Consider the following 16,679-nt stretch of genomic DNA (forward strand, 5'->3'; position numbering starts at 1 on the left):
GTAAGGAATGAAAGATCAACGCAAACTCATATTATTTATTGCTCAAAGCCTGGATGGCTATATTGCCACAAAAGAAGACTCTTTAGAGTGGCTGTTTAAAGTGGATGGAGAAGGGGATAATGGCTATTCTGAATTTTATGATACGATAGACACCGTTATGATGGGCAAAAGAACATATGATTGGATTGTCAAGAACTTAGAGGGTCCATTTCCTTATCAAAACAAGGCTTGCTACGTATTTACTAGATCCCCATTAGAAGACACGAAAGATGTAAAATTTGTTAATGAAGATATCGTTACCTTTACGAATGCCTTAAAAAATCAGGATGGAAAAAATATTTGGATTGTTGGCGGAGGAGAACTATTACATACTTTTTTCAAAGAAAAATTAATAGATGAACTCATAGTGACCATTGCACCAACCATTATTGGAGAGGGAATTCCTTTGTTTAAAGCAGGGGATTATCAGCTAGAACTTTTTTTAAAAGGAACTAAAACCTTTAATCAATTTGTTGAACTGCATTACATTGTAAAATAATGACCTGATGATGAACCCATAAGAGGTTTTGGTAAAAATATTTCTTATGGGTTATTGAAAATTCAGAATTTTTGTGTTAATCTCTTTCCTGATAGGATGAAAGCTTATTTGTGTTGGATTTTTTTAAAAGCGCTTTCATTATCTTCATGAAACTTAGATATCTACATGACGGAGGTAGTACCATTTTTTCTTAACAAGGGGGATTCATATGGATGTTAGTGGAATTTTAAAGGTAGTTTCAGAAAGTAAGCTTGTTATTCCTAGTGAAGAAAAACAAACAAATACCTCTATTGGAAGCAGTAAAGCATTCCAAAACCTTCTTCAACAATCCCAACAAGATCCCGAAGCCTTTTGGAACGATGTCGCGAATGAACTATTTTGGTTTGAGCCTTGGACAAAAACAATGAGTGGTAGTTTACCAGATTTTCGTTTTTTCGAAGGTGGGATTAGCAACCCTTGTGTAAACTTGCTTGACCGTCATGTGGAGAATGGAGCTGGAAATCGAACGGCTCTAATTTGGGAAGGAGAAAATGGGGATACGAAGTTTTTTACATATACCATGTTATTAGCCGAAGTGAATCGTTTCTCCAATGTCCTCCGTTCCTTCGGTGTGAAAAAAGGGGATTGCGTGGCCATTTTCCTTCCAAATTTATCGGAAGCCATTATTGCTGTGCTGGCATGCTTTCGAATTGGAGCGATTTACAATACCGTTTTTTCAGGGTACTCCGAAAAGTCCTTGAAAGATCGACTCATCAATTTTGAGCCAAAGATTATTGTGACAGCAGACGCCACTACACGAAGGGGTAACAGAGTAAACCTGAAGGAAAAAGTGGATAAAGTCATTCCAGATATTCCATCCATTGAAGCTGTGATTGTCGTCAACCGTTTAAATACAGAAATCACGATGACCAAGGGACGGGATTATTGGTGGGAGGATCTGACAAGAAAGGCTAGTATCCATTGTGAACCAGAAAAACTGGAAGCCAATGAATATGGGATTGTGTTTTATACAAGTGGCACAACAGGAAAACCTAAGGGCGTTGTGCATTCAGGAATGGCCTTCGTAGTCCAAAATTACATTTACAGCAAATATCATATGGATCATCATGAAGACGATGTTTTCTGGTGTACAGCAGATATTGGCTGGTTGACGATGCATATTTGGGGCATTGCAGGAGCACTTTCTAATGGAGTTACAACCATTATCTATGAAGGAGCTATAGACTTTCCAACCAAAGACAGATTTTATCAAGTAATTGAGAAGTATCGTGTCAATAAGTTGTTTACCGCCCCAACCGCTCTACGGATGTTAAAGAGTCTGGGATCAGAAAAAGTGGATCTATTTGATTTATCCTGCCTGGATGTTATTTCCTTAGTGGGTGAACCGTTTGACCCGGAATCGTGGCAATGGACGTATGAAGTATTGGGCAAGAAAAAAATCTGTGTCAATAATACTTGGGGGCAAACGGAAACAGCCGGATGTCCGATTGCTGGTGCAGCTTGGTTAACCCCAATGAAGCCAGGTTCAGCCGGATTGCAATTTTTAGGTGCAGACATCGCTGTTGTGGATGAAGAGGGGAATCCAGTTAAACCAGGGATACTTGGAAATTTGGTCATTCGAAAACCATTCCCGATGCTCTGTCGCACACTCTGGAAAGAACCGGAGCGCTATCTTTCCTCCTATTTCAGCCAGGTGGAGGGAAGCTACTTCGCCAGTGATTTAGCATTAATTGATGAGGATGGCTATGTGTGGGTGGTAGGTCGTTCAGACGATGCCTTCAATGTGGCGGGGCACCGCTTAAGTACAATGGAAATTGAAAGTGCCGTGCTTGAATGTGAAGGTGTTGCTGAAGCGGCAGTCATTGGTGTCCCAGATGAAATCAAAGGAGAGGTACCGCTCGTATTTGTTCGGGTGAATAACCATTCTCAGAGAACAGATGATATAAGTGGAAAGATAAATGATAGAATTACGGAGCAAATCGGAAAGATTGCCCTTCCAAAAGCAATTATATTTACAGAAGCACTCCCAAAAACGGTTAGCGGTAAAATCATGCGCCGCTTACTAAAAGAAATTTTTGTATCGGGAAAGGTTTCAAGTGACATAACAGGTCTGGAAGATCCAGCAACAGTCGCACAAATACAAACAATCATTAATGGAAGAACGATCGTGAAGTAATTATATTTTTTTGGGGGACTAATCATTTGGTTAGTCCCTTTGTTTGACTTCTTAAACAAGTATTTAATCAATTCAAATTGTTCCATAAATGGGACTAAACATCTCCTTGAACATGAATAGTTTGTAATGAAATTCCACATTTTATTACAAACTCCATTAACATTTTTAAAAATGAATGGTTATCTCAAATTCAAGGAGAAGTAATGATAAGATGAAAAAAAATAAGTGGACATGCTTTATTATTTCTTTAATATTGGTGGTCATAGTTGGTTGTGGCAGAGAAACTAATAAATCTTCAACATCTAAACAACTGAATAACACACAGGATTCGTTGACACCTCTTGTCAATGATTCTAAGTCAAACCAAAATCAAATGAGCATTACCAAAGCTTCTTATATCCGGAAAGAAACCGGACCAGATGGAAAAGTGGTAAATGTCACGAATTATCCAGCTTCCATAGGTGTAATCGTAAATAAAAAGATTTACCTTCCTAAAACCTATATTCCTGGTGATTTAACGTATCCCAATACTTCATTCTTATATAAGGAGAAAGTGGAAAAACGTAAGATGAGAAAGGAAGCAGCAATTCAACTAGAAAGAATGTTCGCTGCTGCCAAAAAGGAAAATATTTACTTAAGCGGTGTTTCGGGATATCGCTCTTATGCAACACAAACGACAGTATTTAATAATTATGTAAAAAGAGACGGTTATCAAAAAGCAGTAACATATAGCGCCATTCCCGGTACAAGTGAACACCAAACAGGTTTGGCCATTGATGTAAGTGGCAGTAACGGTTATTGTGCAGTAACATCCTGTTTTGCAGGAACAAAAGAGGCAAAATGGCTTGAAAAAAACAGTGCCAAATTCGGATATATAATACGATATCCCAAAGGCAAAGAACACGTTACTGGCTACAAATATGAGCCCTGGCACATTCGCTATGTTGGTCCTAAAATTGCTAAAGATGTAATGGCACGAGGTCTGACATTAGAAGAATATTTCGGAGTGTTCCCTATCCTGAAGTAACATTTTGTATTTGAAACCTTAATTGTAAATCAAAGCTGCCAAGGCAGCTTTTTTGTTTTTTTGACAAAAATTAATTTTCCTAATGTGGCTCATTATGTAAAATCTATCCGACTTTTGACGCGTTTATTAATTTAGGAGTCGAAAAATATTAAAATGGCGGGTATAATATAGACTTGTGATAAATAGAAAAGTAGGAGGGACTACTAATGGAATGGACATTAGCCCTTTTGTTTGGGGTATCAATTTTGCTGCTAATGATTTCTATCATAAAATCGCGTCAAGCTGCCAATAAAAATCAACGGGAAATTGATACGGTTCATGTCGAAGTGATGAAAGAAATTAACAACATGCAAGACTCCATTCGAAACATCGAATTGGATATGGAAATTGTCACCAATGCAGCTGGAGTTCAGCTAACAATGGATGAAATTATTTTAAGACGTGAAGTATTAGACTTATACAAACGTCAATACTCCTTGGACAGCATTGCTGAGAAAAAACAGATTACAGAAACCGAAGTCAAAGAAATACTTACTGGGTACCTGACATCATCTGTTGAAGGGGGCAAAGTCGCCCATGAAGCATAACCTATTGACCAGCTTTGCAGCAGGGATCCTTCTATCAACAAGTATTACGGGGGCTGTTTATTTTTTTGGCGATCACGATACCACTAAAGAGTCTGTCAAAACATCCGAAAGCCAGACGAAAGTCCAAGCTCAGCCAACTGAGGATGAAATGAAAAACAAGCTTGTATCCGCTGGTTATATTGTTCAAACAAAAGCAGAATATGACAAAAAAATAGAAGAAACAAAAGCAGCAGCCCAAAAATCGTCGGGGAACCAAGATGCTAATGTCTCTCAAGTGGTGATTTCAGTTACAGATGGGATGACGAGTATTGACGTCGGAAGGATCCTCGTTACAGCAAAAATTATCCCAGATGCATTCAATTTCTCTAAGGATATCGAAAACAGAGGCCTTTCAAACAAATTACGCCCTGGAACCTATGTCATTAATAATAAAATGCCATTAGACCAAATTATTAATACTATCTTTAAATAAAGGTGTCTAAAGAAAGGAGCTTGGAAATCCAAGCTTCTTTTTTATATGGCCATTTTTATAATTTAAATAAAACGTATAAAATTGAAATAAAAGTACTTTTGATTCGACTAATTCATGAAGATAAAAATAGGGGAGAAATTGGAGTTGACCAATTGATGAGTAGGGACATCATTTCGGAGTGGTTTTACTTGTATAATAAAGATATATACCACTTTTTGGTTTATTATATGGGATCAAGTGATGTAGAAGATTTGGTCCAGGAGGTTTTTATCAGAGCTATTAAAGGCTTTGACACTTTTCAAGGAAAATCAAGTCCTAAAACCTGGCTACTGTCAATTGCCCGGCATGTGGGAATTGATGAAATTAGAAAAAGGAAACGCTCAAGAATGATGCAACTGTTTGGGTTCCGTGAGGAGGAAACTGCCAAGGAAACTCCCGAGGAAATTCTTCAATTAAATGAAACCAACAGACTCCTTTATGAAGCCATCCAATCTTTAAAAGCTAATTATCGAGATGTCATCATTCTTCGAGGCATTAAAGAACTGTCTGTTTCGGAAACAGCGTCGATTTTAAATTGGAATGAAAATAAGGTTCGTATCACCTATCATCGTGCTTTAAAGATGCTACAACAAGGGAAAGGAGTGTTTTCTCTATGAAAGATCATGAAAGATATGAAGAGGTAGAAAGAATGATCCGAACATTACCAGAACCTGACTTTGATAAAAGGTTTACTAAGGATACCCAAGACATCATTCATGATCACCTAATACAATATGCAAGTTCATATGAAAAGAAGAAAAGGAGAGCAACAACCATGAGAAAGATCTTTGTAGGTTTTGCAAGTATTGCGGCCTTGTTGTTATTTGCCTTTCTTATTAAACCGATCATGGAGGACCGTTTATCTAGTTCAAATAACCATAACCAAGGGCAGTTAGGGCAAGAACGTCCTGCAGTAGATGATGATAAAGAGGGCCATGAACAAGATACTAATAAACAAAATGATCCAGATACTATTGTTTATAAAAATAATGAATATGGATTCACCTTTTCGTTACCTGAAAGTTGGGCTGGGTACCAGATTGTAAAGGAAACCTGGGAGGGTGTTTCTATTGATCAAGAACAAAGTAACATCATTGAAAATGGACCTATCCTATTCATTAGACATCCCCAATGGACGGAGGTTAAACCAAGACAAGATATTCCGATAATGATATTTACACATAATCAATGGACCTTACTACAAAATGGTGAATTTCATATTGGGGCAGCACCAATTGGACCTACACTTCTCGGACAAAATAAAGACTATGTTTTCGCACTTCCAGCCCGATATAACTTCGCCTTTCTAGAAGGATATGAAGAAGTTGAAAATATATTAAAAAATCAACCACTTCATACAAAAAATTAGAAGATGATTTCATCCCGTTACGCAAAATTAGGAGGATCTTCGGACAATGAATGACATAATCTATTCTGTCTGTCCGAAGACGCTTGACGTAGAATTGCAAATTACCCCCCTGGCTGCCGAAGTCAGGGGGCGTTATTAGTAAAAAATTTTTCATAAGGGTAACTTCCTTTGTAAATTTACAAATAAAAAAAGGTTATTCCGATATTTTGTAGAAGTAAGAATAAACCAATAATTGGAAAGGAAGGAAACTCATTTGAACCTAAAAACTATTAACAGTGTTAGAACCAATAATTTCAAAGATGAACGAATCATGGAAAAGATTACGGGAATGTGGAAAGAATCAACAAAGGTTTTGAAAAATAAAGATGCCGTTGTGTATGGCTTATATTATGACTATGAAAGTAATTATAAAGGTGATTATTCATTAAGCGTTGCAACTGAAGGCACGGGTGATGAAGCCTCCATTGAGATTCCGAGCGACAACAAATATGAAATGTTTATAGTGGATCCAACAGATGAACAAGGAGTATATAAAACTTGGAAGAAGATTTGGGAGTCTGAGGAAAAAGGGACACTCAATAGGGCATACACTTATGATTTTGAAAAATATTATCCTAATGGAACAATTGAAATTTATATAGCGATTAAATAGTTGCATTTGCTCTTTTTTCAACTACAATAGAATGGACAAGGGCATTTCATTCGAGGGGTAGTCATACATGCGCTATTTATTTTTATTAATCATCATCATTCCTGCCATGGACATAGGCTTTTTGTTGTTTTCTGGTAAAACAATTGGTGTCTGGCCGACACTGACCATTATTATTCTAACAGGAATCATAGGAGCCTATTTAGCCAAAAAAGAGGGGCTGCAAACTTTGCGCAGAGCACAGGAAGAACTGCGTTATGGCAAAATCCCCGGTGAAGCTGTGTTAGATGGCATTTGTATCCTAATAGGCGGCACGCTACTTTTGACTCCAGGATTTATCACCGATTTCCTCGGATTTCTCATGCTTTTTCAACCAACAAGAAAGATATTTAAGTTTTTCATGAAAAATTCCTTTCGAAAATGGATCGATCGAGGAAATATTAAGATAATCAAATAAAATCAGCTTCCAAAAGACTGGAGGCTGATTTTTTGATATGAAAAGATATTCCTTATTATAACTATATAAAGTTCGAAAATTTCCTTTGAAATTCTTTTATTTGATATGGTATATTATCAACATACTTATTAAACATCTTTAAAAAGTTTGTTTTAAGGAGTCGAGTTAAATGAAAATCGATCATGTGGCTATCTGGGTCAAAGATTTAGAAGCTATGAAGAATTTTTATGTAACCTACTTTAATGGAATGGCTAACTCAAAGTATCACAATGAAGTGAAGGAATTCGAATCATATTTTATTACTTTTAACAGTGGTGCTCGTTTGGAGATCATGCGCAAGTCTGGCATCGATAAGCGGTATCAGAACGAGATGATTGGTTGGGCTCATATAGCCATTTCCCTTGGAAGCAAAGAGTCCGTCGATCAACTGACAGCTCGCCTCCAAAAAGATGGTTACCGTCTCGTTAATGGCCCTCGCGTAACAGGGGACGGCTATTATGAAAGTGTGATAGAAGATCCGGAAGGAAATCTTTTAGAATTGACAGTTTAATATGTAAGCTCATAGAAAATAGGGACCTTTAGGTGGTCCCTATTTTTTGTTAATGTAATTGTGAAGAAAAAGTGAAGTTATCGAAAAATGACTTTACAATTTTTAATCGGATTATATAATACCCTTATAGGTATATTACCCATTAGGGTATACTTTGATAAAAAAATATATTAATTAACATATTTCAATTCGGAGGGGATATCATGACACAAAAAGTCATCATCGTGGGTGGAGTGGCTGGTGGAGCTACAGCAGCTGCTAGATTAAGAAGGATTAGTGAAGAAGTAGAGGTCATTCTTGTAGAACGGGGTGAACATATTTCATTTGCAAATTGTGGATTACCGTATTACATTGGTGAAACGATCAAGGACAGAAGTAAATTATTGGTACAAACTGTAAAAGGAATGTCAGAACGCTTTAAACTTGATATCCGCAATTTAAGCGAGGTAGTAAACATTCATCCTGAAGCAAAAAAAGTAACAATAAAGAATTTACAAACTGGTGAAGTGTACGAGGAATCCTATGACAAGTTATTATTATCACCAGGAGCAAGACCAATCGTACCGCCGATTCCTGGATTAAATGAAAATCAAACATTATTTACATTAAGAAATATTCCTGATACAGATAAAATTAAACACCATGTGGATGCCAATAATCCTAAAAAAGCCGTTGTCATTGGCGGTGGATTTATTGGAATTGAAATGGCTGAAAATCTTGTGGATAGAGGGTTAGACGTTACGATTATTGAAATGGCTAATCAAATTATGGCTCCAATCGACTTTGAAATGGCCAGTATTCTCCACACGCATTTAAAAGAAAAGGGCGTAAAGTTAATTTTAGAAAATGGCGTGAATTCTTTTGCTGATAATGGAAAGAAAGTTATCCTTTCTGATGGAACAGAAATCTACACGGATATGACTATTCTATCGATTGGTGTCAGACCAGAAAATGAGTTAGCCAAAGCAGCAGGATTAACGTTAGGTGAGCGCGGAGGTATTGTTGTTAATGAATACCTACAAACTTCTAATGATGATATTTATGCGGTTGGAGATGCTGTAGAGGTTGTCGATTATATTAACAAAACAAAGGCAATGATCCCACTTGCTGGCCCAGCTAACCGCCAGGGACGTATTGCAGCTAATAATATGATGGGCAAAAATGAAAAATACCAAGGAACCTTAGGTACTTCCATTGCAAAGGTGTTTGATTTAACGGTTGCCGCAATCGGAAACAATGAAAAAACATTGAAACGGTTAGGCATTTCTTATGAAGTGGTTCATATTCATCCAAGTTCTCATGCAGGGTATTATCCCGGCGCAGCCCCAATCTCTTTAAAATTAATTTTTGAAAAAGAAACTGGGAAAATCTTCGGTGCTCAAGCCGTTGGAGCAGACGGAGTCGATAAACGTATTGATGTGATCGCTACTGCTATAAAAGGCGGATTAACCGTTGAAGATTTGACAAATCTCGAATTGTCTTACGCACCTCCGTATTCTTCAGCAAAAGATCCAGTGAATATGGCAGGATATGTTGCTTCTAATATCATGGAAGACGAATTGGAAATGACTCAGTGGCATGAGATTGATGAGATTATCGCAAATGGGGGACTATTAATCGACGTTCGTGAGCCAATGGAACGTGAATTTGGATTTATTGAGGGTTCAATCAATATTCCTCTAAATGACTTAAGAGGTAAAATGAATGAATTGCCAAAAAATCAACCAATTTATGTATCTTGTCAGGTAGGCTTACGAGGATATCTGGCTTCACGCATTTTGACTAATAGTGGGTTTAAGGCTATTAATTTAGATGGTGGCTGGAAAACATATTCCTCTGTATATGGAAGCAATCTAAACAAAAATGTTGAAACTACCACAAACGATCGTGGTGAAACAGTTATCGAAAATGAGATAAAAGTAGATACGGTGGTGGATGTTACGGGATTAACTTGTCCAATGCCCATTATTAAGCTTAAAAAAGGGATTGAGTCATTGGAAAGCGGACAAGTGATAGAACTTCATGTGACAGACAGGGGTGCCTTGAATGACCTTCCAGCCTGGTCAAAAAATGCAGGTCATACCCTTTTAAAAACTGAACAGGATGAAAAGGTTATTAAATTTTGGATTGAAAAGAAATAGATGTTTAGAACGCAATGATCATTGCGTTCTGTTTTTTTCTTATAAATGAATATTAATCGTTAATCTATTGACATTATACCTATAGGGGTATATTATAAGACTTGTTCAATGATTTGTTTCATTGTTGGCGGCTTAATGATATATTTTATTATATAAATCATCAACACTTATTATATAAGGAAAATACCTTGGAAAAGGAGGCATATCAATGGATTATAATGATCAAATGAAAAATAGAGTAAAACGAATTGAAGGACAATTAAGAGGAATTTTAAAAATGATGGAAGATGGCAAGGACTGTAAAGAAGTCATTACCCAGTTATCTGCAACGAGAAGCGCCATTGATCGCACCATTGGAGTTATTGTAAGTTCCAATTTGGTTGAGTGTGTTCAAAGAGCGAATGAAGAGGGAGAAAAAAGTATGGAGGAGTTAGTAAAAGAGGCAGTTAATCTGCTTGTAAAAAGCCGATAAAAAAGGGTTGACACCCTCTTTTATTTTCCATAATATTATACCCATAGGGGTAATGGTAATTAATAAAATAACTATTCCACGGAGGTAACAACATGTCAGAAAACAAAAAAACAACCATTGTCTTATTTAGTGGTGATTATGATAAAGCAATGGCGGCTTATATTATTGCCAATGGAGCAGCTGCTTATGATCACGAAGTAACGATTTTTCATACGTTTTGGGGATTAAATGCCTTACGTAAAGATGAAAATATTCCGCTGAAAAAAAGCTTCATGGAAAGCATGTTTGGAAAAATGATGCCAAGAGGCGCTGATAAAATGGGACTTTCAAAAATGAACTTTGCTGGATTTGGACCAAAAATGATTAAAGATATTATGAAAAAACATAACGCCCTTACCTTACCGCAATTAATCGAAATGGCTCAAGAGCAGGATGTGAAACTAGTTGCATGTACCATGACAATGGATTTGTTAGGACTTAAAGAAGAAGAACTACTAGATCATATTGAATATGCAGGAGTGGCTGCGTATTTAGCAGATGCAGAAGAAGGAAATGTTAATCTATTTATTTAAAAGGGGACTTACAAATGCAATATGTCAATTATCTTGTTATTGCACTATTTCTGTTTTTTATAATCAAGCGATTTTTACCGATAAAAGGCGTACACAACATTACAACAATTGAGTTAAAATCCGAATTAAATGACAAAAACAAACAATTTATTGATGTTCGCACACCTGGTGAGTTTAAAGGAAATCATATTAGAGGATTTAAAAATATCCCACTTCAACAACTTTCCCAAAAAGCAGAAAAAGAACTTTCGAAGGAAAAAGAAGTAATCGTGATTTGTCAAAGTGGTATGAGGAGTGGGCAGGCTAGTAAGATCTTGAAAAAATTAGGATTTGCAAAAGTAACAAATGTCAAAGGCGGTATGAGTGCTTGGTCTTAAACAAAATAGTAGGAGGATTTTAACATGAAACAAATGACACCAAAAGAGGTTGAAGCATTATTAAATGAAGGAAAGCTAATAAATATCATTGATGTCCGTGAAGTGAAAGAGGTAGCTGATGGCAAAATTCCGGGTGCCATAAACATGCCATTAGGATTAGTTGAGTTTCGTATGCATGAACTGGATAAATCAAAAGAGTATATCATGGTTTGCCGTTCTGGAGGCAGAAGTGGTCGTGCGACTCAATTCCTTGAAAGCTATGGATTTAACGTAATCAATATGGCTGGTGGAATGCTTGCTTGGGAAGGTAAAGTGGAATAAATTTTTTTAACATCAATTATACCCTTACAGGTATAGAAATAGGAGGTCAACCATGAATAACTTAACAGCAAACGTAACTTTAGATGCCAAAGGATTAGCATGTCCAATGCCTATCGTAAAAACAAAAAAAGCTATGAATAACTTAGAAGAAGGGCATATATTAGAAGTCCAGGCAACAGATAAAGGGTCCAAAGCGGACATGAAAGCATGGGTTGAAAGTACAGGTCATCAATATTTAGGAACGATTGAGGAAGCTGGAGTTTTGAAGCATTACCTTCGCAAATCCTCTAATGATGAATCCAATGAAAAAAATCATCCAAACGTAATCAATTATGAAGATTTAGAGAAAAAACTAAAAGCAACCGAAAAGATCATCGTTATCGATGTTAGAGAAGCTGCAGAATATGCCTTTAATCATATTCCAAACGCCATTTCTATTCCCTTAGGTGAATTGGACGACAGATTAAATGAATTATCCAAACAAGATGAAATTTACGTTATTTGCCGAACAGGTAACCGCAGCGATTTTGCTGCACAAAAATTAACTGAAAATGGATTTACCAATGTAATCAATGTGATTCCAGGAATGAGTCAATGGACTGGTGATACAACAGGTATCAAGGGTTAAAATATATTTTTTTAAACCAAACAATACCTTAGGGGGTAATATGAACATGACAATGCATGTTATGACTTCAAAAGAAGTAACGCAAAAGGTTTTTAATAAAGATGAGTTATTTATTCTTGATGTTCGTAATGAAGATGCCTTTAAAGATTGGAAAATTGAAGGAAAAAACTTTGAGTATGTAAATATACCCTATTTCGAATTACTTGATGGTGTAAAAGAAATCCTTGATAAAATTCCAACTGATAAAGAAGTATTAGTAGTTTGTGCCAAAGAAGGATCATCAATAATGGTAGCAGAAATGCTATCGGATGAAGGCTTAAATGTGTCATACCTTGAGGGCGGAATGAAAACTTGGAGTGAACATTTAGAACCCGTTAAAGTGGGAGACCTAAATGATGGTGGCGAAATTTATCAATTTGTTCGAATTGGTAAAGGCTGTTTATCTTACATGGTGGTTTCCCATGGAGAGGCAGCACTTATCGATGCAACACGCATGACAGATACCTACCTAAACTTTGCAGAAAGCATTGGAACAAGAATTACCCATGTATTTGATACACATCTTCATGCAGACCATATTTCCGGAGGTCGTATAATTGCCGAGAAAACAGGTGCAACCTACTGGCTTCCGCCAAAAGATGCCGAGGAAGTTACCTTTGATTATCAACCATTAGAAGATGGTAATGACGTAGTAATCGGAAGCACGATTATTCATATTCAGGCTTTATATTCTCCTGGTCACACAATTGGCTCCACTTCTTTTGTTGTGGATAAAAAATTCTTACTTTCCGGTGATATTTTATTCATTGATTCAATTGGCCGACCTGACCTAGCAGGTAAGGCGGAAGATTGGGTAGGCGATTTAAGAGAAACTCTTTACAAACGTTACAGAGAATTGTCAGAAGAACTTATTGTCCTTCCGGCACATTTTATGATCATTGAAGAGTTAAATGATGATGGAAGTGTTTCAGAAAAATTAGGTACCTTGTTTGCCAAAAATCACGGGCTGAATATCGAAGATGAAACAGAATTTAGAAAATTGGTTACTGAAAATTTACCACCACAGCCAAATGCCTATCAAGAAATTCGTGAAACCAATATGGGAAAAATAAACCCCGACTTAGATCAACAACGAGAAATGGAAATCGGATCAAACCGCTGTGCAGTCCGATAAATGATAACTAGGGAGGAATCATAATGGAATCAACAAAAGTATTAGACGCGAAAGGATTAGCTTGTCCAATGCCAATCGTAAAAACAAAAAAAGCTATTGGAGAAATGGAAAGCGGGCAAGTATTAGAAGTCCACACAACTGATATAGGGGCAAAAAATGACCTGACAGCATGGGCGAGGTCCGGTGGACATGAGCTTTTAAAACATGAAGAAGATCTTGGAGTATTAAAATTTTGGATTAAAAAGGGCTGAAGATAAAGGGAACCAACCAAGGTTCCCTTTTTATAGAGGAGGACAATATGGATATTACCTTAATCATTACGCTCTTCCTAATTGGATTTATTGGTTCATTTATTTCAGGGATGTTGGGAATAGGTGGGGCCATAATAAATTATCCGATGTTGTTATATATTCCGGTTATGCTTGGTGTAGGTCATTTTTCAGCACATGAAGTTTCAGTAATTACGGCAATCCAAGTGTTTTTTGCAACACTGGGTGGGGTTTTAGCTTACCGTAAAGGTGGGTTTTTAAATAAAACACTTATTGCTTACATGGGAATTAGTATCTTAATAGGAAGCTTTATCGGGGGATTCGGGTCTACTCACATGCCTGAAAATGGAATCAACATTGTATATGGTATCTTAGCCTTAATTGCTGTTATGATGATGTTTGTTCCAAAAAAAGGAATTGATCATTTTCCATTGGAACAAGTCAAATTTAACAAATGGCTTGGTGCGTTTTTAGCTTTTATTGTAGGGATTGGAGCTGGTATTGTAGGAGCAGGGGGAGCCTTCTTGTTAGTGCCGATCATGCTTGTTGTGTTAAAGATTCCAACCAGGATGACGATTGCCTCCTCCTTAGCCATTACACTTATTTCATCGATAGGGGCTGTTTCAGGAAAAATCTTAACAGGACAAGTGCCCATATTACCTTCACTGATCATGGTGGTTGCCAGTTTACTAGCTTCACCAATAGGAGCAAACGCTGGGAAAAGAGTGAATACCAAAGTGTTACAAGTCATTATGGGCATTTTAATATTGGCAACTGCAGTGAAAACATGGTTAGGAATATTGTCATTTTAGCACTTTCTAAGAAGATGTGTGTTCTTTAGTAAAAGGTTCGGTTTTAAGGTCATTCTGCATAATAGGAATTGACACTTACATTGGCAGTGTTCAATTCCTTTATATATATTCAACATTTTTTCGAGAGTTGACATGCGAAATCTCATACTAAATTAAAAAGACTATGATTATTATACTCTTAAAATGTTGTCAATTGAGCTGTTAATTTAACTGCAGTTTTGGATAAAAATAGAAATACATATACATTATTGAACCTATGAAGAGTTTTATTAAATAAAATCACCTATAATGAAGATAGCATTAGAATAATATAGGGGGTTTTTTTATGACACCAGAACAAATAGTTAAAGTATTTTTTGAAGAAGTACGATAAATGCACTTAGAATAAAGGGAAACTTATATTTAAGAAGGAATAGCCGGAGCGATCCCGTTTTCTAATTGAACTAACGGAGAAGTTTACTTCAATAAGCACGCAACTTTGAAATTTTATAACAATATCTAAGGATCTACTAAACTATGTTAAAATAATAGATAAATTATTGAAAGGAATGTAGACGATGTCAAGAGGTGAACATTTACTTCAAGAACAATTTGGAACAACCAAAAGAGCTTCCTCTTTTTATGAAAATCAAATGCTTAACTACCTAAACAATAAGATGATAGAGTTTATCACAAAACAAGGTATGATGTTCGTGGCAACGGCTGATGCTAATGGAAATTGCGACTCAACCTTTAGGGCCGGCTCAAAAGGATTTGTACGTGTTATTGATGATATAACCATAATATATCCCGAATATAAAGGGAATGGTGTCATGGCAAGTTTAGGGAACATCATGGAAAATCCCCATGTAGGGCTTTTGTTTATAGACTTTTTTGAGAATAACATAGGATTACATGTTAATGGGAAGGCAGCTATTATAGAAAATAGCCAATTATGCTCATATAATATTCCTGAAGAGATAATAAATGATATTAAAGAAAAAGAAGGAAACAAACCTGAACGGTGGGTTATGGTAAAAGTTGATGAAGCATATATTCACTGTTCAAAACATATCCCAAAACTACAACAAATGGACAAAGAAATATATTGGGGAACTGATAATGAAGAACAAAAGAACGGGGATTACTTTAAGTCTAAACAAAGTATGAACCAGTAAAAATTGTGAAAAAGTGCACTTTAAACAAACGGATGCGATGCTTCAATAATGAAGGGTCGCTTTTTTCTTCTTGAACAAACGGGGCAGGTTTAGCTCAATAATAAATAAAAGGGAATAGGCAAATACAACGTGTTAAAATGGGCATTTACCATATTCAACACGTTAATAATCGCCAGTATCGTCCGAAGGATTGGATGAATAGATTTCAGGAGGTAGCAACTAAATATTTGGACAACTATTTACTGGTTCAGTTAGCTTGAATTAAGGAAAACTTGGAATTTGAAAAATGAGTAGAACAAATGCTTATTACAGCGTTTGAAATACTAAGAAGTGCATTAAATAGAACCTATGTTCGGAAGTCTAATTTTGTTTTCTTTTCTGCTTTATAACAGACACTACCATCCAAGAAATCACTAATGAGATTGCAGGGAAAATAATATTCCAAGACGTGTAACTGATCTCGTGCTCAGGATAATAGTGTTTCATATACCAAGTTTCATATAAAAGATTCAGAATTAAGGTTACGAATGGTCCAATCACTACTTTCTTGATAAGAGTTGATACTAAGACACCTAACCCAATAACTATTAAAGGAATAATAAATAATTGCATTATAAATGGGTCAATAAATTCCATACTTTCACACTCTCCTCGCTTACCATCATTATACAATATATAGTGTAAATTTACACTTTAATTAGCGGGTATATTAAACAAAAACAACCTAAACAAATAAGGTGTTTGGTGGTTTTTCATGTTTTTAATTTATAATTTTGAGAGAAATCTTAGCTACTGAGATGACAGCTTTCCTTTTGAGCTAACGGAGTTTAGTTGAAGAAGTAATTCCATTTGTTTGTAAAAATTAATATAAAACAGGCTTTTAATGGATAAT

Annotated in this window: 20 protein-coding genes and 1 pseudogene; all 21 read left to right on the top strand. The window is 36.2% G+C overall.

Annotation, left to right across the window (positions count from 1 at the left end; all coding sequences use genetic code 11):
* Positions 1 to 7: 7 nt before the first annotated feature.
* Positions 8 to 538: a dihydrofolate reductase family protein gene (locus ACI3K6_RS03960; protein WP_435553811.1), complete on the top strand. Its 531-nt coding sequence runs from the start codon at positions 8 to 10 to the stop codon at positions 536 to 538.
* A 208-nt stretch (positions 539 to 746) separates the two neighbouring features.
* Complete coding sequence (locus ACI3K6_RS03965) at positions 747 to 2,714, top strand: acetate--CoA ligase (RefSeq protein ID WP_435553812.1); 1,968 nt, start codon at positions 747 to 749, stop codon at positions 2,712 to 2,714.
* Positions 2,715 to 2,925: 211 nt separating this feature from the next.
* Positions 2,926 to 3,741, top strand: a complete 816-nt coding sequence (locus ACI3K6_RS03970) for a M15 family metallopeptidase (RefSeq protein WP_435553813.1) — start codon at positions 2,926 to 2,928, stop codon at positions 3,739 to 3,741.
* Positions 3,742 to 3,947: 206 nt separating this feature from the next.
* Positions 3,948 to 4,328: a hypothetical protein gene (locus ACI3K6_RS03975; RefSeq protein ID WP_435553814.1), complete on the top strand. Its 381-nt coding sequence runs from the start codon at positions 3,948 to 3,950 to the stop codon at positions 4,326 to 4,328.
* Positions 4,318 to 4,800 carry an aminodeoxychorismate lyase gene (locus tag ACI3K6_RS03980; protein WP_435553815.1) on the top strand — a complete coding sequence of 161 codons (483 nt, stop codon included), beginning with the start codon at positions 4,318 to 4,320 and terminating at the stop codon, positions 4,798 to 4,800. Before ACI3K6_RS03975 ends, ACI3K6_RS03980 begins: the two co-directional genes overlap by 11 nt.
* A gap of 155 nt (positions 4,801 to 4,955) precedes the next feature.
* The gene (locus ACI3K6_RS03985) at positions 4,956 to 5,456 is read left to right on the top strand and encodes an RNA polymerase sigma factor (protein WP_435553869.1); all 501 of its coding nucleotides are present in this window, start codon (positions 4,956 to 4,958) and stop codon (positions 5,454 to 5,456) included.
* A complete protein-coding gene (locus ACI3K6_RS03990) occupies positions 5,453 to 6,208 on the top strand; it encodes a hypothetical protein (RefSeq protein WP_435553816.1) in 756 nt (251 codons plus the stop codon). The genes ACI3K6_RS03985 and ACI3K6_RS03990 overlap by 4 nt, the downstream gene beginning before the upstream one ends.
* Before the next feature lie 253 nt (positions 6,209 to 6,461).
* The gene (locus ACI3K6_RS03995; protein WP_435553817.1) at positions 6,462 to 6,860 is read left to right on the top strand and encodes a GyrI-like domain-containing protein; all 399 of its coding nucleotides are present in this window, start codon (positions 6,462 to 6,464) and stop codon (positions 6,858 to 6,860) included.
* Positions 6,861 to 6,927: 67 nt separating this feature from the next.
* Positions 6,928 to 7,314: an FxsA family protein gene (locus tag ACI3K6_RS04000; RefSeq protein ID WP_435553818.1), complete on the top strand. Its 387-nt coding sequence runs from the start codon at positions 6,928 to 6,930 to the stop codon at positions 7,312 to 7,314.
* 169 nt (positions 7,315 to 7,483) lie between these two features.
* The gene (locus tag ACI3K6_RS04005; RefSeq protein ID WP_435553819.1) at positions 7,484 to 7,864 is read left to right on the top strand and encodes a VOC family protein; all 381 of its coding nucleotides are present in this window, start codon (positions 7,484 to 7,486) and stop codon (positions 7,862 to 7,864) included.
* Between the two features lie 203 nt (positions 7,865 to 8,067).
* Positions 8,068 to 10,005, top strand: a complete 1,938-nt coding sequence (locus ACI3K6_RS04010; protein WP_435553820.1) for a CoA-disulfide reductase — start codon at positions 8,068 to 8,070, stop codon at positions 10,003 to 10,005.
* A gap of 208 nt (positions 10,006 to 10,213) precedes the next feature.
* A complete protein-coding gene (locus ACI3K6_RS04015; protein ID WP_335480168.1) occupies positions 10,214 to 10,477 on the top strand; it encodes a metal-sensitive transcriptional regulator in 264 nt (87 codons plus the stop codon).
* Between the two features lie 92 nt (positions 10,478 to 10,569).
* Positions 10,570 to 11,049 (top strand): DsrE/DsrF/DrsH-like family protein, encoded by a 480-nt coding sequence (locus ACI3K6_RS04020; protein WP_435553821.1) that lies wholly within the window; start codon positions 10,570 to 10,572, stop codon positions 11,047 to 11,049.
* Between the two features lie 14 nt (positions 11,050 to 11,063).
* A complete protein-coding gene (locus ACI3K6_RS04025) occupies positions 11,064 to 11,426 on the top strand; it encodes a rhodanese-like domain-containing protein (protein WP_435553822.1) in 363 nt (120 codons plus the stop codon).
* 24 nt (positions 11,427 to 11,450) lie between these two features.
* Positions 11,451 to 11,747 (top strand): rhodanese-like domain-containing protein, encoded by a 297-nt coding sequence (locus ACI3K6_RS04030; RefSeq protein WP_435553823.1) that lies wholly within the window; start codon positions 11,451 to 11,453, stop codon positions 11,745 to 11,747.
* A 52-nt stretch (positions 11,748 to 11,799) separates the two neighbouring features.
* Entirely contained in the window at positions 11,800 to 12,375 is a 576-nt protein-coding gene (locus ACI3K6_RS04035; RefSeq protein ID WP_435553824.1) for a sulfurtransferase TusA family protein, read from the top strand.
* A gap of 46 nt (positions 12,376 to 12,421) precedes the next feature.
* A complete protein-coding gene (locus ACI3K6_RS04040; protein WP_435553825.1) occupies positions 12,422 to 13,549 on the top strand; it encodes an MBL fold metallo-hydrolase in 1,128 nt (375 codons plus the stop codon).
* Positions 13,550 to 13,572: 23 nt separating this feature from the next.
* Positions 13,573 to 13,800 carry a sulfurtransferase TusA family protein gene (locus ACI3K6_RS04045; RefSeq protein ID WP_435553826.1) on the top strand — a complete coding sequence of 76 codons (228 nt, stop codon included), beginning with the start codon at positions 13,573 to 13,575 and terminating at the stop codon, positions 13,798 to 13,800.
* A 47-nt stretch (positions 13,801 to 13,847) separates the two neighbouring features.
* Entirely contained in the window at positions 13,848 to 14,630 is a 783-nt protein-coding gene (locus ACI3K6_RS04050; protein ID WP_435553827.1) for a sulfite exporter TauE/SafE family protein, read from the top strand.
* A gap of 557 nt (positions 14,631 to 15,187) precedes the next feature.
* Positions 15,188 to 15,787 carry a pyridoxamine 5'-phosphate oxidase family protein gene (locus ACI3K6_RS04055; protein WP_435553828.1) on the top strand — a complete coding sequence of 200 codons (600 nt, stop codon included), beginning with the start codon at positions 15,188 to 15,190 and terminating at the stop codon, positions 15,785 to 15,787.
* Between the two features lie 131 nt (positions 15,788 to 15,918).
* A pseudogene (locus ACI3K6_RS04060) lies at positions 15,919 to 16,039 on the top strand (IS1595 family transposase); the annotation flags it as partial.
* Between the last annotated feature and the right edge of the window lie 640 nt (positions 16,040 to 16,679).

Origin of the sequence: Neobacillus solisequens (genome assembly GCF_051233465.1) — a bacterium.
GTDB lineage: Bacteria > Bacillota > Bacilli > Bacillales > Cytobacillaceae > Neobacillus.